Below are 26,263 nucleotides of genomic sequence, written 5' to 3'. Positions count from 1 at the left end.
CTCGGAGGGGGCCGCCCCACACGTCGTCGCCGTTCCGGCCGGTCAGTGCCCGGGCGCGGTGCGCGGCCGGACGGGAAGACCGGCCGCGCGGTAGCAGGCGTCCGCCAGCGTCATGGTCGCCGGCGCGTCGTCCGCGGCCGGCGGCAGCCGGGTGCCGCGGAGCACCGCGTCGGCGAACGCCTCCAGCTGGTACGCGTACGACGAGCGGGTGCCCAGGCGCTCCGTCCGGGATCCCGCGCCGGTGCGGACCACGACCCAGTCGTCCAGGTGCGGCAGGACGAAGTTCGCGGCCCGCGCCTCGCCCCGGGTGCCGACGATCCGCGGGCTCGTCTCCAGCCCGCCGTACGCCATGTGGCAGCGGGCGGTGCCGGTGGCGCCGCCGGGGTACGCCAGGTCGGCGTCCAGCCACTCGTCCACGCCCGGCGCGCCCGCCGGTTCGGCGGCCCGGGCCGCCACCGGGTGCGGGGCACCGCCGGCCCACGGGGCGAGCCCGCGCAGCGCGTGCAGGCCGTAGCAGCCGAGGTCCATCAGGGCGCCCCCGGCCAGCGACAGCGACCAGCGCGGGTCACCGGCGTCCGGAGCGGGGATCGCCACCAGGGCCTCGGCGTGGCGCAGCGCGCCGAGCGCGCCGGAGGCCGGCAGCTCGTGCACGCGCCGGGTGACCGGGTGGAAGAGGTAGCGGAACGCCTCCATGAACACCGTCCCCGCCCGCGCGGCCGCCTCCCGCACCTCCCGCGCCTCCTCGGCGTTGCTCGCCGACGACTTCTCCGTCAGCACGTGCTTCCCGGCGGCGAGCGCGGCCAGGTGGTACGGCCCGTGCAGGCCGTTGGCCAGGGGGTTGCAGACGACCTCGACCTCCGGGTCGGCCGGCAGCTCCGCGTAGGAGGCGAGGACCCGTTCCACACCGTGCGCGGCGGCGAACGCCTCCGCCCGGAAACGGTCGCGGGCGGTCACCGTCACTTCGACGGTGACCGCCCACGTGGGCCGGACCGCTCAGAGCACGCTGGATGTTCCGAGCCGCTCCCGGGACCCGATGCGCAGGGGCCGTGAGGCCCGGCCCGGTCCGCTCATGCCCGGCGTACCTCCTCCAGGGTGACGGGGCGGTGCTCGTGCAGCGACAGGGTGCACGCCTCGGCGATCCAGCCGGCCTCCAGCGCGTCCTCGATGGTGCACGGAGAGGGCCGGGAACCGGCCACCACCTCGGTGAACGCCGCCAGTTCGGCCCGGTAGGCGTCGGCGAAGCGGTCCATGAAGAAGTCGTGCGGGGTGCCGGCGGGGAAGGTGACGCCCGGCTCCACCGACCGCAGCGGCAGCTTGTCCTCCAGGCCGACCGCGATGGAGTCCCGGAAGCCGTGGATCTCCATGCGCACGTCGTAACCGCGGGCGTTGTGACGGCTGTTGGAGACGACGGCGAGGGTGCCGTCGTCCAGGGTGAGGACCGCGCCGGTGGTGTCGGCGTCGCCCGCCTCCCGGATGTGGTCGGCACCCCGGTTGGCGCCGGCCGCGTAGACCTCGGTCACCTCCCGGCCGGTCACCCAGCGGATGATGTCGAAGTCGTGCACCGAGCAGTCCCGGAAGATGCCGCCGGAGGCGGCGATGTACGCGGCCGGCGGCGGCGCCGGGTCCAGCGTCGTCGACCGCACGGTGTGCAGGGTGCCCAGCTCCCCGCCGGCCACGGCCTCCCGGGCGGCGACGAACCCGGCGTCGAAGCGGCGGTTGTAGCCGATCTGCACCGGCACGCCGCTGCCCGCGACCCGCTCCAGCACCGAGACGCCCTCGGCCATGGTGCGGGCCACCGGCTTCTCGCAGAAGACCGGGACGCCCGCCTCCACACAGGCCAGGATCAGCCCCGGGTGGGCGTCGGTCGCGGCGGCCACCACCACGCCGTCCACCCCGGCCGCGAGCACGGCCTCGGGCGAGTCGGCGACCTGGGCGCCGAACCGCTCGGCGGCGGCCTTCGCGGCCTGGGCGTACGGGTCGGACACGACGAGCGACTCGACGGCGTCGAGTCCGGACAGGGTCTCGGCGTGGAAGGCGCCGATCCGGCCGAGGCCGAGGATTCCGATGCGCATGGGGTGGTGCTCCTTGGGTGCGGGGTGCGGGGTGCGGGGTGCGGGGACGGGTGCGGTCAGTCGAGGCCGCCGAGGACGTTCTGGTCCCAGTCGATGACGGACCCGGTGACGACTCCGGAACGGTCGGACAGCAGCAGGACCACGAAGTCGGCGATCTCGTCCGGCTGGCCCAGCTTGCCCATCGGCAGCCGCTCGGCGGCCCGGTCGCGCCAGTCGTCACCGGCTCCGTGGAAGGCGCGCTGGGTGGCGTCCTCGCCCTCGGTGGCGGTCCAGCCGATGTTCAGGCCGTTGATCCGGATGCGGTCCCACCGGTGGGCGTGGGCCGCGTTCCGGGTCAGACCCGCCAGCCCGGCCTTCGCGGCGACGTACGGCGCGAGGAACGGCTGCCCGCCGTGCGCCGACGAGGTGATGATGTTGACGACCGTCCCCGGCGCCTCCCGCCGCACCATGTCCGCGACCGCGGCCTGCATGGCGAAGAACGGCGCCTTCAGATTGATCGCGATGTGCTGGTCGAACAGCTCGGGCGTGGTGTCCAGCAGGGTCCCGCGGGTGGTCAGTCCGGCCGAGTTCACCAGGCAGTCGACCCGGCCGTACTCCCGGACCACCTGGGCGACGGCGTCCTTCGCCTGCCCGGCGTCGGCCAGGTCGGCGCGGACGAACGACGCCTTGCCGCCCGCCGCGGCCAGCTCGGCCACCAGGGCCTCACCGGGTTCCTGGCGCCGCCCGGTGACGGCCACGACCGCCCCCTCGCGGACGGCGGCCCGTGCGATGGCGGCACCGACGCCCTGACTGCCGCCGTTGACGAGGACGACCTTGTCGTCGAGAAGTCCCATTGACGTTCCGGTTCCTTTCAGCTCGCGCGCCGCCGGGCACCGGCCCGCAGCTCGTCCCGCAGGGTGCGCGCGGTCCACCCCTCGCGCAGCGCCCGCCGTACCACGTCCGCCTGCGAGGGCGGGGCCAGACCCTCGACCGGCGGGTCGTTGTCGAGGTTGGTGGGGAAGGGGTAGCCCTCGGCGCTCGCGGCGATCACGTTCTCCAGCCACTGCTCCCCGGCGCCCTCCTCCCGGCGCCGCAGCAGCACCGGGTAGACCGCGCCGGCCACCGCCTCGCGGTCGACCGACTCCATCGCCCGGCCGAACGCGGACGAGACCTGGAGCAGGTTCGCCATCCGCCGGATGTCCGCGGAGCGGTTGGCGCCGGCGGCGTGGAACAGCGCCGGGTTGAAGAACACGGCGTCGCCCTTGGCCAGCGGGAGCTGCACGTGGTGTTCCTCGAAGTACGCCTGGAACGCGGGCAGCCGCCAGGCGAGGTAGCCGGGCTCGAACTTCTGTGAGTGCGGCAGGTAGAGGGTGGGCCCGGACTCCACCGGCATGTCGCAGTGCGCGACCGCGCCCTGGAGGGTGAGGACGGGGGACAGGCGGTGCACGTGCGCCGGGTAGCCGGCGGCGGCCTCGTCCGACAGGAAGCCGAGGTGGTAGTCGCGGTGCACGGTCTGCGCGGCGCCGCCCGGGTTGACCACGTTGACCTGCGAGGTGACCTGGTAGCCGGGGCCCAGCCAGGCGGTGGAGACCAGTGCGATCACGTCGTTGGCGTAGTAGTCGGCGAACACCTCCGGGTCGTGCAGGGCGGCCTTCTCCAGGGCGTTCCACACCCGGTCGTTGGCGCCCGGCTTGGCGAAGTGGTCACCGGCGGCAGCACCCGAGGCGCGCTGCGCCGCGATCAGCGCGTCGAAGACGGCGGTGGCCCGGTCGACGACCTCCGCATCGGCGAAGGCGCCGCGGATCACCACGATGCCGGGGCCGTCGGCGAGGGCGCGGACCAGTTCGGACTGCACCGCGCGGCGGTCGGCGAGCGCCAGCCGGTCGGCGTCGTACAGCAGGACGTTCCGCTCGGTGCCGGAGGCGTGCGGATAGGCGGCGGCGTCGGTCGTCCGTTCGACCAGTGCGCGGAAGGCGTCCAGGTCGCAGTCCTGCTCGGAGAACCAGGCGGCGGCCGGCGCGGAAGCGGCGGGGGCGGACGCGGGGGAGGGGGTGGAAGCGGCGGAGATGGACATCTTCGTCCCTTCGGGTCACGGGGCGACTCGGTTCTGCCATTCTTGTCAGTACAAAGCCTTCGAACAACCAGCAGCGAGCCATCAAAAACCCCTCAACGGCCGGAGGAGCGGAACGCATGGGCCACCCCTTCCCGATCCGGGAAATCGCACGTCAGGCAGGTCTGAGCGAGGCCACCGTGGACCGGGTGCTCAACGGGCGGGGCGGAGTGCGGGAGAGCACCGCGCAGGAGGTGCACCGGGCCATCGCCGACCTGGACCGCCAGCGCACCCAGGTCCGGCTGGTCGGCCGGACCTTCATGGTGGACATCGTCATGCAGTCGCCGGAGCGCTTCTCCACCGCGGTGCGCGCCGCGCTGGAGGCCGAACTGCCCGCCCTGCACCCGGCCGTGGTCCGCTCCCGCTTCCACTTCCGGGAGACCGGACCGGTCACGGAACTGGTCGCCCTCCTGGACCGGATCGGCCGGCGCGGCTCGCAGGGCGTGATCCTCAAGGCGCCCGACGTCCCCGAGATCACCGCCGCCGTGGGCCGGCTCGCGGCGGCCGGCGTCCCGGTGGTGACCCTGGTGACCGACCTCCCGGCGAGCGCCCGGGTCGGCTACGTCGGCAGCGACAACCGCGCCGCCGGCGCCACCGCCGCCTACCTGATGGGCCAGTGGCTCGGCGACCGCCCCGGCAACGTCCTCACCAGCCTCAGCAGCGGCTTCTTCCGCAACGAGGAGGAGCGCGAGATGGGTTTCCGCAGCGCCATGCGGGCCCGGCACCCCGAGCGCGCGCTCGTCGAGATCGCCGAGGGCCAGGGCCTGGACGCCACCCAGTACGACCTCGTCCGGGCCGCCCTCGACCGCGATCCGGAGATCCGCGCGGTGTACTCGATCGGCGGCGGCAACATCGCCACCCTGCGCGCCTTCGAGGACGCCGGGCGCGAGTGCGCCGTCTTCGTCGCCCACGACCTCGACCAGGACAACACCCGGCTGCTGCGCGAGCACCGGCTGTCCGCCGTGCTCCACCACGACCTGCGCCAGGACCTCCGCGAGGCGTGCCACATCGTGATGCGCGCCCACGGCGCCCTGCCGCCCGCGGGGCCCAGCCTGCCGTCGGCGATACAGGTGGTCACGCCGTACAACATGCCGTTGCGAAGCCTGGGGTGACGGGCTGACCGGGTGACCCGGTGACGGGGTGACGGGCTGACCGGGTGACCCGGTGACGGGGTGACGGGGTGACGGGGTGACGGGCCGGCGGCGGGACGGCCGTCGGGCCGGTGGACGTCTGCCCCCGGGGGAAGCCGGCTCGGGGCAAGAGTGCGCCGGTGGACGGGCGGGGGCCGACGGGCGGGCGGGCCGCGGCCCGCGCGCGTACCGGGTGAACCGCCGGCGGGGCGGGCGTGTATCCCGGGCCCGCCCGGCCCGGTTGCCTACCGTCGGCGCATGAAGAAGCCGAACCCGGAGGGCGACCCCGACCGTCTGCTGACCCTCGCCGACGGGGTGTTCGCCATCGCCATCACCCTGCTCGTCCTGGACCTCTCCGTGCCGCAGGGACTCAGCGCCGACGACTACCACCAGCAACTGCGCGACCAGCTGCCCAACCTGGGCGCGTACGTCGTCAGCCTGCTGGTGCTGGCGAGCTTCTGGCGCGACCACCGGGCGATGTTCCGCACGGTCCGGCAGGTGGACGGCCACGTCATCTCGCTGACCGTCGTCGGTCTGGGCCTCGCGGCCCTGCTCCCGTTCCCCACCTCGCTCATCTCGGAGTACGGCGGGGAGACCGTCTCGGTCGTCGTCTACTCGGTGGCGGTCGCCGCGCTCGGTCTCGTCCACCTCGCGCTGGCCGCCGTCATCTCCCGGCGTCCCTGGCTGCGCGACGACACCGGCCCGGTGCGCGACGAACGGATCTCCGCCGTCGACCTGGGCGCCACGGTGGCGGTGTTCCTGGTCACCATCCCGCTCGCCCTGCTGATCGGTCCGGCCGCCATGTGGTGGTGGCTGGTGCTGGTCCCGGTCAAGGTGTGGCTGGGCAACAAGGCGGAGGCGGCGGCCGGATGACACCGGCCCACGGCCTCAGGGCCCCGTGCCGCTCGGCGGACGGAGCAGCGAACTGCTGCCGTCTCCGGTGCGCTCAGCCGCCCGAAGCGTCCTCCCCGCCCACCGGCACCCACGTCCCCCGCTCCACCGAGAGGGCCATCGCGTCCAGCACCCCCGCGCTGTGGACCGCGTCCGCCAGGGTCGCGCCGTGGGGGGTGCCCTCGGCGACCGAACGGAGGAAGCGGTACGCCTCGATCACCTTGAGGTCGTCGTAGCCCATGGCGTTGGCGGCGCCCGGCTGGAACGCGGCGAACTCCCCGTCGCCCGGGCCGACGTGGACCGTGCTCACCGGCTGGTCCTGGTAGGAGGTGCCGCGGCTGACGCCCAGCTCGTTCATCCGGCGGAAGTCCCAGAAGACCGCGCCCCGGGTGCCGTGGACCTCGAAACCGTAGTTGTTCTGCTCGCCGACGGAGACCCGGCAGGCCTCCAGCACGCCCCGGGCTCCGGAGGCGAAGCGCAGCAGGCAGCTCACGTAGTCCTCGTTCTCCACCGGTCCGAGTTCACCGCCCGACGCCCGGGAGTGGCCGGCCGTCGCCCCGGTCGGACGGGCCCGCTCCGGCACGAAGACGGCCGTGTCGGCGGTGAGGGAGGCGATGTCCCCGAGCAGGAAGCGGGCCAGGTCCGCGCCGTGCGAGGCGAGGTCGCCCAGCACGCCGCTGCCGCCCCGCTCCCGCTCGTAACGCCAGGTCAGCGCGCCCTCGGGGTGGGCGGCGTAGTCACTGAACAGCCGGATGCGCAGGTGCGTGACGGTGCCGATGCCGCCGGAGGCGATCAGCTCGCGAGCGGCCTCCACGGCGGGGGCGTTGCGGTAGTTGAAGCCGACCGCACCCTGCACGCCCGCCCGCGCCACCGCGTCGGCCACCGCGCGGGCGTCCCCGGAGGTGAGGCCGACCGGCTTCTCGATCCAGATGTGCTTGCCCGCCTCCGCCATGGCGACACCGATCTCGCGGTGCAGGAAGTTGGGCGCCGTGATGCTGACGGCCCGCACCCGCGGGTCGGCGGCCACCTCGCGCCAGTCGCGGGTCGCGGAGGCGAAACCGAAGCGCTCGGCGGCCTCCTCGGCCCGGCCGGGCACCTCCTCCGCCACCGCGACCAGTTCCGGGCGCAGAGCGAGCTGCGGATAGTGGTGCGCCACGCGCGCGTACGCCTGGGTGTGCACCCGCCCCATCCAGCCGAATCCGACGACGGCGACGCCCAGCGCATCCACCATGAGAGCCTCTTCTTTGGACCGATCCAGAACGTGTCCCGGTCACCCTGAACGCCACGTCACAGCGGTGTCAAGAGCTTGACGGCGGATCCACCGCATGGAACGGTCCAACCCATGAGAGCGCCGACGATCCGCGATGTGGCCGAACGGGCCGGTGTGTCCAAGTCCTTGGTCTCGCTGGTGCTGCGCGGCGCCGGCCCGGTGCGGCCGGAGAAACGGGACGCCGTGCTGCGGGCGGCGCGGGAACTCGGCTACCGGCCCAACACCGCGGCCCGCAGCCTCAGCGAGCGCCGCGGGCAGCCGGATCTCGCCCACCCGGGGCCGGACGGCCCGCGGACCGTCCCGCTGGTCGGGGTGATCCTCAACGACCTGCGCAATCCCTGGTTCGTCGACCTCCTGGAAGGGCTCGACTCCGTGCTCCGTGCGAGCGGGCTGCGGATGGTGCTCACCGACGCCCGCCTCAACCGCCGCACCGGCCAGGACCCCGTGGACCCCTTCCGGGACCTGGGCGTCGACGGCCTGGTCGTGGTGGGCACGCTGCCCGACCCGGACGGCCTCCGGGCGGTCGCCGAGCGGATCCCGGTGGTCCTGGCCGGCGCCCGCGAACCCGTGCCCCCGGAGGTGGACGTGGTCGCGGGCGACGACGAACGCGGCACCCGCCTGGTCATCGAGCACCTGATCGGCCTCGGCCACCGGCGCATCGCGCACCTCGCCGGATACGGCGCCGTGGGCGCCCTGCGGCAGCGCGCGTTCGAGGAGACGATGCGCCGCCACGGCCTGGCCGACGAGGGCCGCGTCGAGCCCGGCGACATGACCGAGGAGGGCGGCTACCGCGCCGCCGTCCGCCTGCTCAGCCGCCCCGGCCGGCCCACCGCGATCCTCGCCGTGAACGACATCACCGGCGTCGGCGCCCTCTCGGCGGCCGAGGAACTGGGGCTGCGCGTCCCCCACGACGTGTCCGTCACCGGCTACGACAACACGAGCATCTCCCGGCTGCGCCACCTGTGGCTGACCACCGTCGACAGCGCCGGCCACGAGGTGGGCCGCCGCGCCGCGCGCCGGCTCCTCGACCGGCTGGAGCACCCGGGCGGCCCCGGCGGCGTGCGGCTCGTGACGCCGGCCCTGGAGATCCGGGGCACCAGCGGCCCCCCACCGACCGGGTCGGGAGGCGTCACTCCGGGAGCGTGATGCAGTACGCCTTGCGCAGCGTCTCGTGCACGGTCCACGTCGTCCGGTCGCCCTCCCGCAGCACGGCCAGGTCGCCCGGCCCGACGCGCAGGGTCGGCCCGCCCTCCACCTCGACGGTCGCGGAGCCGCTGATCACCACGAACATCTCGTCGGCCTCCGTGTCGGTGACGACGCCCGGGGTGATCTGCCAGATCCCGCGGATCCGACGCCCGTCCGCCGACTCCCACACCACCCTGCCGGTCACCTCGGGGGTCCCGGACACGATCTGCTCGGGGGCGAGCGGCTCGGGCGCGAGGTCGGCGTCGGCGATCCGGAGGGCGAAGCTGCTGTCGGTCATGCACCGACGCTAGACCGCCCCGGCCCGCCCGCGGGAGCGACAGGATGTGCGACTTCGGGCCGCGGCCCCGACACTTCGTCGCGGGACGGCCGCACCTCGCGCATGGGGTAGGGTTGACCTGCGTGATCACGCGGTTCGCCGCGCGGAACGCATCGGGACGTGGCGCAGCTTGGTAGCGCACTTGACTGGGGGTCAAGGGGTCGCAGGTTCAAATCCTGTCGTCCCGACTCGCTGGAGTCGTGGGGAAGGGCCGGTTTCGGAGGCATCCGAAACCGGCCCTTCCTCGTTCCCCGGCACCCTCAGGTACCCGCGCCCGGCAGCCGCCGGGCCACGTCGATCGGACACGGCGGGGGAGCGGGCCGCGCGGGCGGGCATCGTACCGGACCGGGGCGGTGGGAGGCCGGACAGGCATGACCTGCGCCTTCCCCCGAAGTCGTTGCAATATAAAGTATCTCTCGGGAGGGACGGCTCCACCGGGAGCCGTGACCACGGTCCGGACCCGGGGAGAACCGAGTGGCGAGAAAACGCAGGACACCCGTGTGGGTACGCGGCCACAAGCGCCGCCTGCCCAGCGGGAGAACGACCTACGTACGTCGGCACACCCGGACCTACTGGACCGGACGCAAACCCCCGCCCCCCGTGCGCCGGCCCGGACGTTCCCCGGGGCCGGTCCGACGCCCCCCGGCACAGGCGACGCGGGACAGGAAGCGGCCCCCGGCGCCGAAGGCTTCGGCCGGCACCTCGGCCCCGCCTGCGGAGGGGAGCGCGGCCTGCGGTGCCTGGGGATGCTTCGGTCTCCTGGCGACCGGCATGATCGTCGCCTCGCTGGTCTCGGAACACGGTGAGCGGCCGTACCTGTCCGTCATCGTTCCGGTTTTCGTCGCGGCGGTGCTCACGGGCTGGCTGTGCGGCCGCGCCTTCTCGCCCGGCACGGCCCGGGGGCGGAGACGGCTGACGACGGCCCGGCGGATCGCGCTGGTCTCGGGCGTCGTCGTCGCGGTGGTGCCGATGCTCGTGTGGGAGGCGGTGACCGACACCGCGGACCTGGCGCCCCTGTGGCTCAACATCCCCCGGAACGCCGGCATGGGCTTCCTCCTGTCCTGGGCCGCCGGCGCGCGCAGGGGAGCCCGCCCCGCCGCTTCGCCGCAGAGCGTGTCCCCCGCGTCGTACTCGCCCCACGGGACCGCGCGGCACGACGGGCCCGCCGAGCAGCTGGGGGCACCACCGCCTCCGGCCGGGCGGGACGAACGGTCCGCGTCCTGGCGTCCGGGCGGGGACGGGACGAGCTGAGCCGCTGCCTCCGTCGGCAGAACACCGAAGGGCCGCGCACGCCCGGGGCCTGGTCCGTTCGGCGTGTGCCGCGTGGGGGCCCGGACGGCCGGACGGCTGGACGGCCGGGCGGAGAAGGGCGCCCCGTTGGTCTCCGACCCGGTGCGGAGGCGTTGCGGCACGCGCGTGGGGGCTCGGCCATCGGCACCGGCACCTGCCTGACCGCCCCCGGGTCGCAGCGACACCGGCCCGCCCGCCCGTCAGCCGGACGCCGCGTCGACCAGGGCGGCCAGGGCCGTGGCGAGGGGGTCCAGACCGAGGCCCGCCGGGCCGCCCGGCTCGGTCATGTAGGTGTCGCGGCGAATCTCGACCATGAGGGCTGACACCTCCGGCCTCTTTTCGAAGAACTCCAGCGGCACGTACGTCCCGGCGAACGGGGTGTCCAGCCCCGTCTCTCCGCACGGCGCGAACGCCTCGCGGGCCGAGTCCAGCAGGGCGGGCGGGGTGTGGAAGGCGTCGGTGCCCAGGCAGACCGCCGGCCGTGGGCCGTCGCCGTGCAGCTCGTAGGGGAGCGGGGCGCTGGGGTAGGAGTGCACGTCGATGATCACGGCGCGGCCGGTCGCGGCGAGGCGGTCCGCGACCGCGTCGGTCATCGCCCGCGCGTAGGGGTGGAAGTACCGCTCGATCAGCGGGGCCGGGTCGAAGCCGTCGGGGCGGAGGGCCTCGCGGTGCGTGGTCCGGGTGTACACGGCGCCCATGCCGACGGCCAGCATCTCCTCCCGGTCGTCCGGGAAGCGTTCGGGGTCGACCACCAACCGGGACAGCCCGTTCACGAACCGCCACGGTCTCCGCCCGGCGAGGCCGGCCGCCGCCCCGGCCAGCGCGGCCGTGTGGGCGTCGGTGATGTGGTCCAGCTCCCGCTCCAGGGCGGTGTCGTCCAGCACGATGGCCGAGCGCACGTCGGCGGGTATCTCCCGTGAGGAGTGCGGCACATGGAGGATGACGGGCGAGTCCGCGTCGCCGGGGAGGAACGCGAACGGCGGCGGGACCTCGGTCACGGGGGTGCCTCCAGGGGGTTGTCGGTGCGGTACGGCACGACCACGGTGCCACACGCCACCGACAACGCCCCTGGCCCAGGGGTTCCGCAGCCTGCGGATCCACCGCCTCCGGCCTTCGACGGACCTCCGGCCCTCGTCGGATGTCCGCCTCCCGTCGGCCCTCCGCCCTCCGCGCCTACGCCAGCAACTCCCGCACGAGTGCGCCGACCTGCTCGTCCTCCAGTAGGAAACCGTCGTGCCCGTAGGGCGACTCCAGCAGCCTGAGCCGGTCGGCGCCGGGGATGTGTGCCGCGAGCTCGTCCTGCTGGGCCGGCGGGTAGAGGCGGTCGGAGTCGATGCCCGCCACCAGCGTGCGCGCGGTCACCCGGCGCAGCGCGTCGCGCACACCGCCCCGGCCGCGCCCCACGTCGTGGCCGTTCATCGCCTCCGTCAGGACCACGTAGCTGCCCGCGTCGAAGCGGCGGACCAGCTTGGCGGCGTGGTGGTCCAGGTACGACTCGACCTGGTACCGGCCGCCCTTCCACGGGTCCTCCGTGCCCTGCGGCTGACGCCCGAACCGGGCCGCCAGTTCGGGTTCGCTGCGGTAGGTGACGTGCGCGATGCGACGGGCGAGGCCCAGTCCCGCGTGCGGGCCGCCGCCCGGGGCCGCGCCGTGGTAGTCGCCGTCCCGCCAGTGCGGGTCGGAGCGGATCGCGTGCAGCTGGAGCGAGGCCCAGGCGATCTGCTCCGCGCTCGCCGCCGCCGACGTGGCGAGCAGCAGCAGCCCCGCCACCCGCTCCGGGTACGACACCGCCCACTCCGCCGCCCGCATGCCGCCCATGGAGCCGCCGACCACCAGCGCCCACCGGTCGATGCCGAGGGCGTCGGCCAGCAGCGCCTCGGCGGCGACCTGGTCCCGCACGGTCAGGTACGGGAAGGCGCCGCCCCAGGGGCGTCCCCCGCCGGGGCGCGGCGAGGCCGGCCCGGTGCTGCCCTGGCAGCCGCCCAGCACGTTCGGGGCGACCACGAACCAGCGGTCGGTGTCGAGCGCCCGCCCGGGGCCGATGAGGCCGTCCCACCAGCCCGGCGAGGGGTGCCCGGGCCCGGCGGGTCCCGCCGCGTGGCTGTCACCGGTGAGGGCGTGCAGCACCAGCACGGCGTTCGAGCCGTCCGGAGCCATCCGGCCCCACGTCTCGAACGCCAGCCGGACGCCGGGGAGTTCACCGCCCGCCTCCAGCGGCAGCGGCTCGCCCAGGGCGTGCCAGCGGCGCCGGCCGGGCGGGTCCCCCTCCCGCCAGGCCCCGGAGGCCGGCGGGAGGGGGACCTGGGTCCCGGAGCGGAGCACGGTGCTCAGGAGGCCTCCTTCGCCGCGCGGAACCCGGCCTCCAGGTCGGCCTTGAGGTCGGCGAGGTTCTCGATGCCGACCGACAGCCGCACCAGGCCGGGCTTCGTCCCGGTCGCCTCCAGCTGCTCCTCGTCGAGCTGGCTGTGGGTGGTGGACGCCGGGTGGATGATCAGGCTGCGCACGTCGCCGATGTTGGCGAGGTGGCTGAACAGCTCCACCCCGTCGACGAACCGCTTGCCCGCCTCGACGCCGTCCCGCAGCTCGAAGGAGACGATGGCGCCCGCACCGTTCGCAAGGTACTTCCGCGCCGCCTCGTACCAGGGGCTGGACGGCAGGCCCGGATAGTGGACGACGGAGACCTCGTCGCGCTGCTCCAGCCATTCGGCCAGCGCCAGCGCGTTGGACGAGTGCCGCTCCAGGCGCAGGCTCAGCGTCTCCACGCCCTGGAGCAGCAGGAACGCCGAGTGCGGGGCGATCGCGGGGCCGAGGTCGCGCAGCAGCTGCACCCGCAGCTTCACGGCGAACGCGCCCGGTCCGAGCGCGGGCCAGTACTGCAGCCCGTGGTAGCTGGGGTCGGGCTCGGTGAAGTCCGGGAAGCGCTCGGCGTGCGCGCCGAAGTCGAAGGTGCCACCGTCCACGACGACGCCGCCGATCGTGGTGCCGTGCCCGCCGAGGAACTTGGTCGCCGAGTGCACCACGACGTCCGCGCCGTGCTCCAGCGGCCGCAGCAGGTAGGGGGTGGGCACCGTGTTGTCCGCGATCAGCGGGACACCGGCGTCGTGCGCCACGTCCGCGACGCCGCGTACGTCGAGGACGTTGCCGCGCGGGTTGCCCAGCGTCTCGGCGAACAGGGCCTTGGTGTTCGGCCGGATCGCCGCCCGCCAGGCGTCGAGGTCCTCGGGGTTGTCGACGAACGAGACCTCGATGCCGAACTTGGGCAGCGTGTGGCGGAACAGGTTGTAGGTGCCGCCGTAGAGGGAGGCGGACGAGACGATGTGGTCGCCGGCCCCGGCGAGGGTCAGCAGGGCCAGCGTCTGGGCCGCCTGGCCCGAGGCCAGGGCCACCGCGGCCACCCCGCCCTCCAGGGCGGCGACGCGCTGCTCGAAGACGTCCTGGGTGGGGTTGTGGATACGGGTGTAGATGTTCCCCGGCTCCGCCAGGGAGAACAGGTCCGCCGCGTGCTGCGTGTCCCGGAAGGCGAACGAGGACGTCTGGTAGATCGGGGTCGCCCGGGCGCCGGTCGTGGGGTCGGGTTCGGCACCCGAGTGGACCTGCTTGGTCTCGAAGGACCAGGCCGCCGTGGCGGGGGCATCGCCCTCGGGCGTGTGGCCGGCGGATTCGGTGGACTGGCTCATGGTGCTCCTCGGGCGAAGTGGCGACGCGTGGCCGTGGGGGGTTCGCGGACGTTCCGGTGGGGCGCCGGGCGCGACCGGGCGTTCCCGGACCGGATGCCGGGGACGACGTGCCGACGCGGCCGTCGGCTTCCGGTGCGGCGCACCGGCGGTGCGGTGACACGTGCCCGACCGGGGTGTCGGCAGGTGACACGCTCGATGATAGGCCGCGTCCCGACGAAAATGAGACGGCATCTCAACTGGTGGAAGTTCTCTTCACATGGTGTTCATGAACACCGTGGGAACTCCCCGCGGACACGGCTCCGCCCCGGCCGGAAGCCCGGCCGGGGCGGAGTGCGCGTGCTCGCGGGGGAGCGGTGGCGTCAGCTGCTCAGGGACGCCAGCGCCTCGTTCCAGGTGGCGGACGGCCGCATCACGGCGGCGGCCTTCACCGGGTCGGGCTGGAAGTAGCCGCCGATGTCGGCGGGCTTGCCCTGGACCGCGATCAGCTCGTCGACGATCTTCTGCTCGTTCGCCGCGAGCGTCTCGGCGAGCGGGGCGAAAGCCTTCGCCAGGTCGGCGTCGTCGGTCTGCGCGGCCAGCTCCTGCGCCCAGTACAGGGACAGGTAGAAGTGGCTGCCGCGGTTGTCGATGCCGCCGACGCGACGGGTCGGGGACTTGTCCTCGTTGAGGAAGGTCGCCGTGGCGCGGTCCAGGGTGTCGGCGAGGACCTTGGCGCGGGTGTTGCCCGTGGCCGCCGCGTACTGCTCCAGCGACGGCACCAGCGCGAAGAACTCACCGAGCGAGTCCCAGCGCAGGTAGTTCTCCTTGACCAACTGCTGCACGTGCTTCGGGGCGGAGCCGCCCGCGCCGGTCTCGAACAGGCCGCCGCCCGCCATCAGCGGGACGACCGACAGCATCTTGGCGCTGGTGCCCAGCTCCAGGATCGGGAACAGGTCGGTCAGGTAGTCGCGCAGCACGTTGCCGGTGACGGAGATGGTGTTCTCGCCGCGGCGGATGCGCTCCACCGACAGCTTCGTCGCCTCGACGGGGGGCAGGATGCGGATGTCCAGGCCCTCGGTGTCGTGCTCGGTGAGGTACTGCTTCACCTTGGCGATCAGGTTGGCGTCGTGCGCGCGGTCCTCGTCCAGCCAGAACACGGCCGGGTCGCCGGTGGCGCGGGCGCGGGTCACGGCCAGCTTCACCCAGTCGCGGATCGGCGCGTCCTTGGTCTGGCAGGCGCGGAAGATGTCACCGGTGGAGACGGCCTGCTCCAGGACGACGTTGCCGGCCTGGTCGACGAGGCGGACGGTGCCCGTGGTGGGGATCTCGAACGTCTTGTCGTGGCTGCCGTACTCCTCGGCCTTCTGCGCCATGAGACCCACGTTGGGCACCGAGCCCATGGTGGACGGGTCGAAGGCGCCGTTGGCGCGGCAGTCGTCGATCACGGCCTGGTAGACGCCGGAGTAGCTGGAGTCCGGCAGGACCGCCAGCGTGTCGGCCTCCTGGCCGTCCGGGCCCCACATGTGGCCGGAGGTGCGGATCATGGCCGGCATGGAGGCGTCCACGATCACGTCGGAGGGGACGTGCAGGTTGGTGATGCCCTTGTCGGAGTCGACCATGGCCAGCTCCGGGCCCTCGGCCAGCTCGGCGTCGAAGGACGCCTTGATCTCGGCACCCTCCGGCAGGGCGTCCAGGCCCTTGTAGATGCCGCCGAGGCCGTCGTTCGGGCTGAGGCCGGCCGCGGCCAGCTTCTCGCCGTACCGCGCGAACGTCTTCGGGAAGAAGGCGCGCACCACGTGGCCGAAGACGATCGGGTCGGAGACCTTCATCATCGTGGCCTTCAGGTGCACCGAGAACAGCACACCCTCCTGCTTGGCGCGGGCGACCTGCGCGGTCAGGAACTCGCGCAGCGCGGCGACGCGCATCACGGAGGCGTCGACGACCTCGTCCTTGAGGACGGGCACCGACTCGCGCAGCACGGTGGTGGTGCCGTCGTCACCGACCAGCTCGATGCGCAGCGCGCCGTCCTCGGCGATGACGGCCGACTTCTCGGTGGAGCGGAAGTCGTTCTCGCCCATGGTCGCCACGTTGGTCTTGGACTCGGGGGTCCAGGCGCCCATGCGGTGCGGGTGCGACTTGGCGTAGTTCTTCACGGAGGCCGGGGCGCGGCGGTCGGAGTTGCCCTCGCGCAGCACCGGGTTCACGGCCGAACCCTTGATCTTGTCGTAACGGGCGCGGATCTCGCGCTCCTCGTCCGTCTTCGGGTCGTCCGGGTAGTCCGGAAGCGCGTAGCCCTGGCCCTGCAGCTCGGCGATCGCGGCCTTGAGCTGCGGGATCGACGCCGAGATGTTGGGCAGCTTGATGATGTTGGCGGCGGGCGTCTTGGCCAGCTCACCGAGCTCGGCGAGGGCGTCCGGGATGCGCTGGTCCTCGGTCAGGTACTCCGGGAAGACGGCGATGATGCGGCCGGCCAGCGAGATGTCACGCGTCTCCACGGCGACACCCGCCTGAGAGGCGTACGCCCGGACCACCGGCAGGAAGGAATACGTCGCGAGGGCCGGGGCCTCGTCAGTGTGCGTATAGATGATGGTCGAGTCAGTCACCGGGTGCTCCGCTCCACGTCTGCAACATTGCTCGACATCAAGATATCTTGTGGGCGCTCCGGGCTCGACAGGGGTCCACGCCGAGTCGCGGCGGGTTCCGGCCGGTCACCCGCCACGCGGCACGGCCGGCGTGGCGGGGACCGGGCGGGCGGCCGGTCAGACGGGCCTGGTCAGTGTCATGTCGTCCGGCGCGAGCTCCGGCTCGCGCTGCTGCGGGATCATGACCGTACCCTGCTGGATCGCGACGGTCCGCGCCGGGGACGGGATGCGGATGCCCTCCTCGCGGTAGCGCCGGTGCAGGCGCTTGATGAACTCGTGCTTGATCCGGTACTGGTCGCTGAACTCACCGACCCCGAGGATGATCGTGAAGCCGATCCGCGAGTCGCCGAAGGTGTGGAAGCGCACCGCGGGCTCGTGCTCGGGCACCGCGCCGGTGATCTCCGTCATCACCTCGGCGACGACCTCCACGGTCACCCGCTCGACGTGCTCCAGGTCGCTGTCGTACGACACCCCGGCCTGCACCAGGATGGTCAGCTTCTGCTCGGGGCGCATGAAGTTGGTCATGTTCGTCTTGGCGAGCTGGCCGTTGGGGACGACCACCAGGTTGTTGGACAGTTCCCGCACGGTGGTCTGCCGCCAGTTGATGTCCTCCACGTAGCCCTCCTCACCGCTGCTCAGCCGGATGTAGTCGCCGGGCTGGACGGTCTTGGAGGCCAGGATGTGGATGCCCGCGAACAGGTTGGCGAGCGTGTCCTGCAGCGCGAGCGCGACGGCCAGACCGCCCACCCCGAGGGCGGTGAGCAGCGGGGCGATCGAGATGCCCAGGGTCTGCAGCCCCACCAGGAAGCCGATCGCGAGGACCAGGATCCGGGTGATGTTCATGAAGATCGTCGCCGACCCGGCGACCCCGGAGCGGGACTGGGTGACCGACCGCACCAGTCCGGCCACCACCCGGGCGGCCGACACCGTGGCGGCGAAGATCACCAGCAGCGTCAGCACCTGGTTGACGTTGTGCTGCACCGTCCGGGTCAGGGGCAGGGCAGCCGCCGCGGAGGCGACACCGCCCGCGATCGCCGCCCACGGCGCGATCATGTGCAGCGCGTCCACGAGGACGTCGTCCCCGCGCCAGGTGGTGCGCTCCGCCAGCCGCGCCAGCCGGCGCAGCAGGAGCCGCAGCAGGAAGGCCGCCAGCAGACCGGCCGCCAGGGCGATGCCCGCGTACAGCAGGTCATCGACGGTGAGGGCGCGGGTCACCGCACCGCTCCGGCGAACGCGCGGTTCGACGACGGTATGTGAAGGTGTGTCACGTTGTTCACCTGTTCGGGATTCCGGGAGGTCCCCGGAAGGGTCCGGTGGGAAGAGGACGGCGCGCCGGGCGGCGGACCCGCGACCGGCACGACCGCTCATCCTGCCGTATCGCCAAGGGAGTTCGTGCCGGACCCGGCGGCATCGCGCCGCCCGGCGCGGGAGCGGGCGGCCGGACGGGCGGCGGTGTCGTGCGGATCACTCCGGCGCGGCGCCGCTCCCGCCGCCCCCGCCGCGCTCAGATCACCTTCGACCGCACCAGCACGCCCAGCGTCAGGGCGCCCGGCAGCAGGGGCAGCCACACGGTGATCACGCGGAAGGCCAGCACCACCGCCGTGGCCACCGCGGCGGCGCCGCCCACCGCGACCAGCGCCACCACCAGCGCCGCCTCCACCGACCCCAGGCCGCCGGGGGTGGGCACCAGCGCGACCGCGACCGTGGCCGCCAGGTACGCCAGCGCCAGGTGCGCCACCGGCACGTCCAGCGCCAGGGCCCGCGCCACCAGCACCAACGCCGCCGTCTGCAGCGCGGGGAAGACCAGCGCACCGCCCCACAGCGCCACCGCGCGGGCGGGCCGGGCGTGCACCGACCGGGCCTCGCCCAGCGCCGTCCGCAGGAACGACGACGCGCCCCTCCGCAGCCGCCGTACGCACAGCAGCGCGCCCACCGCGAGCACCGCCACCCCGCCCACCGCGACCAGCAGCGGCCCGAACGCCCCTGGGGGCAGCAGCTCACCCGGGCGCAGCGCGCCGGGGCACGCGAGCAGCAGCGCGCCCAGCAGGGCCACCCGGCCGGCCGACTCCGCCAGCAGGTACAGCGCGAGGGCCGCCGAGGAGCGCGCCGCGGACAGCCCGCACACCGTCATGAACCGCAGGTTGACCGCGCTCGCCCCCAGCCCGGTCGGCAGCAGGTGGTTCGCCGCGCCGGCCGCGAACTGGGTGGCCACCAGCCGCCGCGCGGGCAGCCGTTCGAGCACCGCGCCCTGCCGGGTGCACGCGGCGGCCGGCCAGGTCAGGCAGGTCGCCCCCACCGCGGCCAGCAGCCAGGTCCAGCGGGCCTGGCCGAGGTGCGCGAACCCCTCGGCGAGCACCGACCGGTGCCGCACCGCAACCACGGTCACCAGCAGCAGCGGCAGCACACACAGGATCCGGCGGATCGTCCGTGGCACGGTGCCGGAGCGTGGCGGCCGCACGTCGACGGAGGGTTGCGGCGAAGTGGACGGCGGCCGACGGACGGAGAGCTGCTGGGAGAGCGTCATGCGGACCTTCGCTTCACACGGGGAGGAGGCACCGGCCGGGGCGGGACCGGCGCCCGGGGGAGGGGGCGGCGAGCGCGGCGGGGACGGGAACGGGGCACCGGACGAGAGGGGCACCGGGCAGCGGGCGGCTACGGGGGACGGGCGGGGGGCGCGCGGGGGACGGGGCCGGGGCGGGCGGGTGTTGACCTCAATGATGCTTGAGGTCGTACCGTCTCGCCCATGAGCATGGAGACAACGGCCTGGACACAATTGCACAGCGTCATGACCGCCCAGGAGGAACGGCGCCCCTTCGCCCGGGAGACCCTCCGGCGCATCGGCGCGTTCGCCCGCCCGCACCGCCGCCGCATGATCCTGTTCGTGCTGCTCGGCACGGCGACGGCCCTGCTGGCCGTGGCGACCCCCGTCCTGGCCGGCCGGGTGGTGGACACCATCGTGTCCGGCGGCGACGAGGGCACCGTCGTGCGGCTGGCCCTGCTGATCGCGCTGATCGCCCTGGCCGAGGCGGCGCTCGGCATCCTCGGCCGGCGGCTGTCGGCGACGCTGGGCGAGGGACTCATCCTCGACCTGCGCACCGCCGTCTTCGACCATGTGCAGCGGATGCCGGTGGCGTTCTTCACACGCACGCGTACGGGCGCGCTCGTCTCCCGTCTCAACAACGACGTCATCGGCGCCCAACGGGCCTTCAGCAACACGCTGTCCACCGTGGTCGGCAACGTGGTCACCCTGGTGCTCGCCCTCGCCGTGATGCTCACGCTGTCCTGGCAGATCACGCTGCTCGCCCTCGTCCTGCTGCCCGTCTTCGTCGTCCCCGCCCGCCGCATGGGCAGCAGGATGGCCCGGATGCAGCGCGAGGCCGCCGCGCTGAACGCCGCCATGGGCACCCGGATGACCGAGCGCTTCTCCGCGCCCGGCGCCACCCTCGTCAAACTGTTCGGGCGCCCGGAGGAGGAATCGGCCCAGTTCGCCGAACGGGCCCGCCGGGTACGGGACATCGGCGTGCGCACGGCCACCGCCCAGACGGTGTTCATCACCGCCCTCACCCTCGTCTCCGCCCTCGCCCTGGCCCTGGTGTACGGGCTCGGCGGCTGGTTCGCGCTGCGCGGCGCCCTGGAACCCGGGGCGGTCGTCGCCCTCGCCCTGCTGCTGACCCGGCTCTACGCCCCGCTCACCTCACTGGCCGGGGCCCGCGTCGAGGTGATGAGCGCGCTGGTCAGCTTCGAGCGGGTCTTCGAGGTCCTGGACCTGCGCCCGCTCATCGAGGAGAAGCCCGGCGCGCGCGAGGTGCCGGACGGCCCGGTGGCCGTCGAGTTCGAGGACGTACGCTTCGGCTATCCGTCCGCCGACCGGGTGTCCCTGGCCTCCCTGGAGGAGGTCGCCGCGCTGGACACGCGCGGCGGCGCCGAGGTCCTGCACGGTGTCTCCTTCCGGGCGGAACCGGGCCGGACCGTCGCCCTCGTCGGCTCCTCCGGCGCGGGCAAGTCGACGATCGCGCAGCTCCTGCCGCGCCTGTACGACGTGGACGCGGGCGCCGTGCGGGTGGGCGGCGTCGACGTCCGGGACCTGTCCACCGCCTCGCTGCGCGCCACCGTCGGCATGGTCACCCAGGACGGCCACCTCTTCCACGACACGGTCCGCGCCAACCTGCTGCTCGCCCGTCCCGACGCCACGGAGCCGGACCTCTTCGACGCCCTGCGCCGGGCCCGCCTGGACGACCTCGTGCGCTCCCTGCCCGACGGCCTGGACACCGTGGTCGGCGAACGCGGCTACCGCCTCTCCGGCGGGGAGCGTCAGCGCATGACGATCGCCCGGCTGCTGCTGGCCCGCCAGCGCGTCGTCGTCCTCGACGAGGCCACCGCCCACCTGGACAACACCTCCGAGGCGGCCGTGCAGGAGGCGCTCACCGAAGCCCTGGCGGACCGGACGGCCCTCGTGATCGCGCACCGGCTGTCCACGGTCCGGGCGGCGGACCTGATCCTGGTGCTGGAGGACGGCCGGATCGTGGAACGCGGCACCCACCGGTCCCTGCTGGCGGCCGAGGGACGCTATGCGGAGCTGTACCGCACACAGTTCGCGTCCGACGGCCCGTCCGGTGCCGCCGACGGCCCGTCCGGTGACGGTGCGGGCCCGTCCGACGGCGATGTCGGCCTGTCCGACGACGGTGCGGGCCCGTCCGGCGATGGTGTCGGCCCGTCCGATGACGGTGACGACCTGTCCGACCACAGTGCCGGCCCGTCCGGCCGCAGGGACCCTTCGTCCCGCCACGGGGACGACCCGGCCCACCAGGGGAACGACCCTGCCCACCACGGGAACGACCCGGCCGGGGACGACGACCCGTCCGCCACCGGTGCCCCTTCCTCCGCCCCCACCCCGGTGTGAGGCCTCCGGGCGACGTGCCCCGGATACAGGGCCCGGAGGCGGGCGCCCAGCACGCCCCCGAGAGCCCCGCACACGACGACGGCGCCGCCGCCCGCTCCCGGGCCGGGGCGGGCGACGGCGCCGTGCTGCCGTCCGGAGGCCCTCACGGACCTCCCGGGGTCACTTCCCCTGGCTGACGGCCTTCGTCCGGCCGTCCGTCCGGGAGTCGCCGGCACCGGCCTTCGCCGGCGCCGAGCCGCCGCGGCTACGGCTCCTGCCACGCCCACGGGACCTGCCGCCCTTGCCGCCACGGGAGTGGGCGTCCAGCTCGACGGCGAGCGGCGAGGCGGTCAGCACCGACGAGTAGGTGCCGACCAGCATGCCGATCAGCAGGGCGAGCGCGAAGTCGGTGAGCGAGTCACCGCCCAGCAGCGCCAGCGCGAACAGGATGAACAGCACACCGATACCGGTGTTGACCGTGCGCGGCACGGTCTGCAGGATCGCCGTGTTGGTCACGTCGCCCAGCGGTGCCTTGCCGTCCTTGCGCCACAGCTCGCGGATGCGGTCGAAGACCACGACGGAGTCGTTCACCGAGTAACCGATCACGGTGAGCAGCGCCGCCAGGAACACGCCGTCGATCGGCTTGCCCAGCCAGGCGAAGATACCGGTGAGGATGATCACGTCGTGCGCCAGCGCGCTCACCGCGCCGGTGCCGAACACCCAACGGAACCGGAACGCCAGGTAGACCAGCTGGGCGGCGAGGGCCAGACCGAGCGCGATGAGCGCGTTGCGGCGCAGTTCGTCGCCCAGGCTCGGGCCGATCAGCTCGTCGCGGACCTTCTCGGCGCCGCCGCCGACCTTGTCGACGGCCTCCTGGACCTTGACGGCTTCCTGGTTGGTCAGCTCCTCGGTGCGCACCGTGAGCTGCTTGTCGCCCGACTCCTGCACCACGGCCTGCGGGAACCCGGCGTCGGCCAGGGCGGACCGGGCGTCGTCGGGGTCGACGCTCTGGGTGGTGGAGTACTCGATGAGCCGGCCGCCGGTGAACTCCACACCGAAGTTCAGCCCGCGCACCACGATGCCGGAACCGGCGACGACGAGCACGACCGCGGACACCGCCAGCCAGCGGCGCGGGGTGCTCATCATCTGCGGGTTGCGGCGGGTGAGGTATTCACGGACCCGGCCGATGGACGCCAGACCGGTGATCTGGGGACGCCGGTGCACCCACTGGCGGCGGACCGCGAAGTCGGCCAGCACCCGGGTGATCACCAGGGCGCTGATCATGGACGCGAGGACACCGATGCCCAGTGTGACGCCGAAGCCCTTGACCGGGCCGGAGGCGAGGAAGAACAGCAGGGCGGCCGCGATCAGCGTGGTGACGTTGGAGTCGGCGATGGCGCTGAAGGCGCCCTTGAAACCGGCGGTGAGCGCGGACCGACTGCTGGCCCGGTTCCGGTTGTGGTACTCCTCACGGGCCCGTTCGAAGACGAGCACGTTGGCGTCCACGGCCATACCGATGGCCAGCACGAAACCGGCGAGGCCGGGCAGCGTCAGGGTGGCGCCGAGCGCCGCCAGACCGGCGTAGGAGATGACGCCGTAGCAGGCCAGGGCGACCGTCGCCAGCAGACCCATGAGCCGGTAGACGACGATGATGAACAGCGCGGTCAGCGCGGTGCCGACCAGGGCGGCCCAGGCGCTGGCCTCGATGGCCTCGGCACCCAGCGTGGGGCCGACCGTCCGCTGCTCGACCGTCTCGACCGGCACCGGCAGGGCGCCGCCCTTGATGAGCAGGGCGAGTTCCTTGGCGTCGTCGCTGCTGAAGGAACCGGTGATCTGGGTGCTGCCGCCGGTGATGCCGGCCTTGCACGCGACGGTCGGGGAGACCTGCGGCGACGAGATGATCTTGTTGTCGAGGACGATCGCGACCCGGCGCTTGGGGTCGCCCTCGGGGTTGCACGCGGCCTCCCCGGTCAGGTTGGCCCAGTCCTTGTCGTTCTTGAAGTCCACGGTGACGAACCAGCCCGCGGCGTTCTGCTGGTCGAAGCCGGCCTCGGCGTCCTTGACGTCCTCACCGGTCATCTTCGCGGGCGCGAGCCGCAGCCGCTGGCCGTCCTCGTCGGCCAGGACGCGCTCGCCCTTGTCGTCCGGCTTGTCCTGCGCCTCGCCGGTCTCCGCGCCCAGCACCGGGTGCACGGTCAGCTGGGCCGTCTGGCCCAGGACCTCGGCGGCCTTGCGCGGGTCCTGCAGACCCGGCAGCTCGACGATGATCCGGTTCTCGCCGGAGCGGACGATGGACGGCTCGGCCACGCCGAGCGCGTCGACCCGGCCGCGCAGGACCTCGAGCGCGCGGTCGGTCGCCGCGGCGTCGGCCTTCGTGGTCTCGGTGGAGCGGGTCTCCAGCACGATCTGGGTGCCGCCCCGCAGGTCCAGCCCGAGACGGACCGGAACGGTGGCGGCGATGAACACGGCCAGGGCGACCACGGCGAACGCGAAGAACGCCCTGAGCCGGTTGGAGCTCTTCGCCGAGGAGCTCTTCGATGTGGAACTTTTCACTGGTGCCTCCAGCGGGCACACCGCGGCCGACGACGGGCGCGGCGGGGGAGAGAGGGAAGAACGGGGACTCTCATGTGCTGGAGGACGGCGGCGGCGCCCGGCCGAGGTCCGACGGCACGAACGCGGCGACGGGCGGCCCGTGCCCGGCCGCCGGAGCGGGCCGGGCCGGCCCGTTCGGCAGCCGCGGCGTGTACGGGGGAGTGAACAGGAGCTGGCCGGACGGCGTGGTGCGCTCCCCGGCGTCGCGCAGCGACCGCAGCAGGACGGTGCCGCTGCCGGCGTACGCCTCGTCGGTGTGCGCATGGCTGTCGTACGGCTCGAAGGAGGCCGCCGGGACCGCCGGCGCGTCCGGGGACGCGGGCTGCCCGGCGGGCACCAGCCGGGCACCGTCGGTGAAGGCGAGGGTCAGCAGGGCCGCCGTCAGGGCCAGCAGGGCGGCGACGGCGCGGTGCGGAAGGCGGGCGGCATGTCCCGGCCGGTCGGTGATCAAGGCTCGACGAGTCCCGCGCGGATGGCGTACCGGGTCAGGTCCAGGCGGTCCCGGAGCCCCAGCTTGCTCAGCAGGTTCTCCCGGTGCCGCTGGACCGTCTTGACGCTGATGAACAGCAGCTCGGCGATCTCCTTCGAGGAGTGCCCCTCGGCGACCAGCTTCAGGACCTCCTCCTCGCGCGGCGTCAGCAGCTGCTCGGGCGCCTCCTCGCCGTGGCGGACCCGGTCGAGGTAGTTGCGGATCAGGGCGGTGACCGCCCCGGGGTACAGGAACGGCTCGTCCCGCATCGCCGCCCGGCAGGCGGCGACCAGATCCCGGTCGGCGACGGACTTCAGCACGTATCCGCCCGCGCCCGCCTTGAGCGCCTGGAACAGGTACTGCTCGTTGTCGTGCATCGTCAGCATCAGGATGCGCAGGCCGGGTTTGAGCGCGGACAGTTCACGCGCCGCCTGCAGACCGGTCAGCCGCGGCATGGCGATGTCCAGCACGGCCAGGTCGATGTCGTGGGTGCGGGCCATCGCGATGGCCTCGGCGCCGTCCCCGGCCTCGGCGACCACCTGCAGGTCCGGCTCCCGGTCCAGGATGAGCCGGACCCCCCGACGGACCAGGGCGTGGTCGTCGGCGAGCAGAATCCGGATCCTGTCCGGGTCTTCCTGGTGGTTCATGACTGCTTCCTGACGGCGGGCACGGTGAGCCGGATCCGGGTACCGGACGGTGACACGGGGCTGATGTCCAGTGTGGCCCCGAGCAGCAGCGCGCGTTCCCGCATTCCGCGGATCCCCGCGCCCTCGCGGGCCACACCGATGCCGCGGCCGTCGTCGCTCACTTCCAGCACGACCGAGTGGTCCCCCTTGCGCAGGCTCACCCGGACAGTACTGGCATCGGCGTGCCGGGCGGCGTTGGTCAGTCCTTCCTGCGCCACACGGTAGATCACCAACTCGGTCTCCTGGTCCAGTGCGGGCAGGTCGGCATCGTAACCGCGCAGCACGCGCAGACCGGTATGGGTGGCGAATTCGGTGGCCAGCGAGGCGATGGCGCTGACCAGGCCGAGGTCCTCCAGCACCCCCGGGCGCAGCCGGCGCACGAGCCGGCGGACCTCGTCCAGGCTGAGCCGGGTGATCTCCTGCGCCTGCTGCAGTTCCTCGCGCAGCGGGTCGGACGCCTCGTCGGCGGCGCGCTTGAGGGCCAGCAGGATCGCCGTCATGCTCTGCCCGACCTCGTCGTGCAGCTCCTGCGCGATACGGCGCCGCTCCGCCTCCTGCGCGAGGATCGCGCGGGCACTGCTCGCCGCCCGCTCCTTCTCCAGCCGGTCGAGCATCGCGTTGAAGGTGCTGACCAGGTCGGAGACCTCTCCGCCGCCGTGCACGGGCAGACGCTGACCGGGCCGCAGCAGGTCGACCGTGGCCATCAGCCGGGTCACCCGGTCCAGCGGGGCCAGCCCGATGCGCAGCAGGGTGGCGTTGGCGACCAGCATGACGGCGAGGCCGCCGACCAGGATGACCGCCTCGGTCAGCAGGATGGGCACCGACACCGTCACCGGGGCCCACAGCAGCAGGGCCGTGGCGAGTCCGAGCACCACCGCGTTCAGGCCGAAGATCCGCCAGTACAGGGACACCGAGGTATCGCCTTCCTCTTCCTTGTCCGGCTTCACTGTCGACATCACCGCGCCGTGCCGGCGGCGGCCGTGGCCTCCCGCCCCGTCGGGCAGCGGCCGGAGTGGAGGGCCTCACCCCCGCGTCCATGGGCTCCCCGGCCCATTTTCCCCCCGGCACACTACCC

General features: G+C 73.6%; 20 protein-coding genes, 1 tRNA gene and 1 pseudogene. 6 read left to right on the top strand and 16 right to left on the bottom strand.

What is annotated here, in order from left to right; genetic code table 11:
* Nucleotides 1-42: 42 nt before the first annotated feature.
* From ACSU53_RS03105 to ACSU53_RS03090, 4 genes and pseudogenes are all read right to left on the bottom strand, one after another.
* A pseudogene (locus tag ACSU53_RS03105) lies at nucleotides 43-1,071 on the bottom strand (Gfo/Idh/MocA family protein).
* A complete protein-coding gene (locus ACSU53_RS03100; protein WP_437024612.1) occupies nucleotides 1,068-2,072 on the bottom strand; it encodes a Gfo/Idh/MocA family protein in 1,005 nt (334 codons plus the stop codon). Before ACSU53_RS03100 ends, ACSU53_RS03105 begins: the two are co-directional and overlap by 4 nt.
* A 56-nt stretch (nucleotides 2,073-2,128) precedes the next feature.
* The gene (locus ACSU53_RS03095) at nucleotides 2,129-2,905 is read right to left on the bottom strand and encodes an SDR family oxidoreductase (protein WP_437024611.1); all 777 of its coding nucleotides are present in this window, start codon (nucleotides 2,903-2,905) and stop codon (nucleotides 2,129-2,131) included.
* Nucleotides 2,906-2,922: 17 nt separating this feature from the next.
* Nucleotides 2,923-4,125 (bottom strand): phytanoyl-CoA dioxygenase family protein, encoded by a 1,203-nt coding sequence (locus ACSU53_RS03090; protein ID WP_437024610.1) that lies wholly within the window; start codon nucleotides 4,123-4,125, stop codon nucleotides 2,923-2,925.
* Nucleotides 4,126-4,241: 116 nt separating this feature from the next.
* Here ACSU53_RS03090 and ACSU53_RS03085 point away from each other — a divergent pair, with 116 nt between their 5' ends.
* The gene (locus ACSU53_RS03085; protein ID WP_437024609.1) at nucleotides 4,242-5,273 is read left to right on the top strand and encodes a LacI family DNA-binding transcriptional regulator; all 1,032 of its coding nucleotides are present in this window, start codon (nucleotides 4,242-4,244) and stop codon (nucleotides 5,271-5,273) included.
* A 276-nt stretch (nucleotides 5,274-5,549) separates the two neighbouring features.
* Nucleotides 5,550-6,164 (top strand): TMEM175 family protein, encoded by a 615-nt coding sequence (locus tag ACSU53_RS03080; RefSeq protein WP_437024608.1) that lies wholly within the window; start codon nucleotides 5,550-5,552, stop codon nucleotides 6,162-6,164.
* Nucleotides 6,165-6,237: 73 nt separating this feature from the next.
* On the opposite strand, the gene ACSU53_RS03075 is transcribed toward ACSU53_RS03080, so the two are convergent.
* Nucleotides 6,238-7,413 (bottom strand): Gfo/Idh/MocA family protein, encoded by a 1,176-nt coding sequence (locus ACSU53_RS03075; protein ID WP_437024607.1) that lies wholly within the window; start codon nucleotides 7,411-7,413, stop codon nucleotides 6,238-6,240.
* A 111-nt stretch (nucleotides 7,414-7,524) separates the two neighbouring features.
* On the opposite strand from ACSU53_RS03075, the gene ACSU53_RS03070 reads away from it, so the two are divergent.
* Nucleotides 7,525-8,598: a LacI family DNA-binding transcriptional regulator gene (locus tag ACSU53_RS03070; RefSeq protein WP_437024606.1), complete on the top strand. Its 1,074-nt coding sequence runs from the start codon at nucleotides 7,525-7,527 to the stop codon at nucleotides 8,596-8,598.
* Here the strand turns inward: ACSU53_RS03070 and ACSU53_RS03065 are convergent.
* Nucleotides 8,582-8,935, bottom strand: a complete 354-nt coding sequence (locus ACSU53_RS03065) for a cupin domain-containing protein (RefSeq protein ID WP_437024605.1) — start codon at nucleotides 8,933-8,935, stop codon at nucleotides 8,582-8,584. The genes ACSU53_RS03070 and ACSU53_RS03065 overlap by 17 nt on opposite strands.
* A 153-nt stretch (nucleotides 8,936-9,088) precedes the next feature.
* On the opposite strand from ACSU53_RS03065, the gene ACSU53_RS03060 reads away from it, so the two are divergent.
* Both ACSU53_RS03060 and ACSU53_RS03055 read left to right on the top strand, forming a co-directional pair.
* A tRNA-Pro gene (locus ACSU53_RS03060) sits at nucleotides 9,089-9,162 on the top strand.
* Between the two features lie 583 nt (nucleotides 9,163-9,745).
* Complete coding sequence (locus tag ACSU53_RS03055; RefSeq protein WP_437024604.1) at nucleotides 9,746-10,225, top strand: hypothetical protein; 480 nt, start codon at nucleotides 9,746-9,748, stop codon at nucleotides 10,223-10,225.
* A 239-nt stretch (nucleotides 10,226-10,464) separates the two neighbouring features.
* Here ACSU53_RS03055 and ACSU53_RS03050 read toward each other — a convergent pair whose 3' ends face one another.
* From ACSU53_RS03050 to ACSU53_RS03025, 6 genes are all read right to left on the bottom strand, one after another.
* Nucleotides 10,465-11,262, bottom strand: a complete 798-nt coding sequence (locus ACSU53_RS03050) for an N-formylglutamate amidohydrolase (RefSeq protein WP_437024603.1) — start codon at nucleotides 11,260-11,262, stop codon at nucleotides 10,465-10,467.
* A gap of 175 nt (nucleotides 11,263-11,437) precedes the next feature.
* Nucleotides 11,438-12,595 (bottom strand): homoserine O-acetyltransferase MetX, encoded by a 1,158-nt coding sequence (metX, locus tag ACSU53_RS03045; protein ID WP_437032998.1) that lies wholly within the window; start codon nucleotides 12,593-12,595, stop codon nucleotides 11,438-11,440.
* The gene (locus tag ACSU53_RS03040; RefSeq protein ID WP_437024602.1) at nucleotides 12,592-13,941 is read right to left on the bottom strand and encodes a bifunctional o-acetylhomoserine/o-acetylserine sulfhydrylase; all 1,350 of its coding nucleotides are present in this window, start codon (nucleotides 13,939-13,941) and stop codon (nucleotides 12,592-12,594) included. Before ACSU53_RS03040 ends, metX begins: the two co-directional genes overlap by 4 nt.
* 359 nt (nucleotides 13,942-14,300) lie before the next feature.
* Nucleotides 14,301-16,523, bottom strand: a complete 2,223-nt coding sequence (locus ACSU53_RS03035; RefSeq protein WP_437024601.1) for an NADP-dependent isocitrate dehydrogenase — start codon at nucleotides 16,521-16,523, stop codon at nucleotides 14,301-14,303.
* A 156-nt stretch (nucleotides 16,524-16,679) separates the two neighbouring features.
* A complete protein-coding gene (locus ACSU53_RS03030; protein ID WP_437024600.1) occupies nucleotides 16,680-17,777 on the bottom strand; it encodes a mechanosensitive ion channel family protein in 1,098 nt (365 codons plus the stop codon).
* A gap of 289 nt (nucleotides 17,778-18,066) precedes the next feature.
* Nucleotides 18,067-18,966 (bottom strand): lysylphosphatidylglycerol synthase transmembrane domain-containing protein, encoded by a 900-nt coding sequence (locus ACSU53_RS03025; RefSeq protein WP_437032996.1) that lies wholly within the window; start codon nucleotides 18,964-18,966, stop codon nucleotides 18,067-18,069.
* Between the two features lie 339 nt (nucleotides 18,967-19,305).
* On the opposite strand from ACSU53_RS03025, the gene ACSU53_RS03020 reads away from it, so the two are divergent.
* Entirely contained in the window at nucleotides 19,306-21,462 is a 2,157-nt protein-coding gene (locus ACSU53_RS03020) for an ABC transporter transmembrane domain-containing protein (RefSeq protein ID WP_437024599.1), read from the top strand.
* 159 nt (nucleotides 21,463-21,621) lie between these two features.
* Here ACSU53_RS03020 and secD read toward each other — a convergent pair whose 3' ends face one another.
* From secD to ACSU53_RS03000, 4 genes are all read right to left on the bottom strand, one after another.
* Complete coding sequence (gene secD, locus ACSU53_RS03015; RefSeq protein WP_437024598.1) at nucleotides 21,622-23,994, bottom strand: protein translocase subunit SecD; 2,373 nt, start codon at nucleotides 23,992-23,994, stop codon at nucleotides 21,622-21,624.
* A gap of 70 nt (nucleotides 23,995-24,064) precedes the next feature.
* Nucleotides 24,065-24,484, bottom strand: a complete 420-nt coding sequence (locus ACSU53_RS03010; RefSeq protein WP_437024597.1) for a hypothetical protein — start codon at nucleotides 24,482-24,484, stop codon at nucleotides 24,065-24,067.
* Nucleotides 24,481-25,149, bottom strand: coding sequence for a response regulator (locus ACSU53_RS03005; protein WP_437024596.1), 669 nt, complete (start codon nucleotides 25,147-25,149; stop codon nucleotides 24,481-24,483). Before ACSU53_RS03005 ends, ACSU53_RS03010 begins: the two co-directional genes overlap by 4 nt.
* Nucleotides 25,146-26,144 carry a HAMP domain-containing sensor histidine kinase gene (locus ACSU53_RS03000; RefSeq protein ID WP_437024595.1) on the bottom strand — a complete coding sequence of 333 codons (999 nt, stop codon included), beginning with the start codon at nucleotides 26,142-26,144 and terminating at the stop codon, nucleotides 25,146-25,148. The genes ACSU53_RS03005 and ACSU53_RS03000 overlap by 4 nt, the downstream gene beginning before the upstream one ends.
* Nucleotides 26,145-26,263: the final 119 nt, after the last annotated feature.

This window comes from Streptomyces sp. enrichment culture (assembly GCF_964273255.1).
GTDB lineage: Bacteria > Actinomycetota > Actinomycetes > Streptomycetales > Streptomycetaceae > Streptomyces.
Note: the sequence above shows the minus strand (reverse complement) of the source record. Positions and strands in the feature narration are given on the sequence as shown.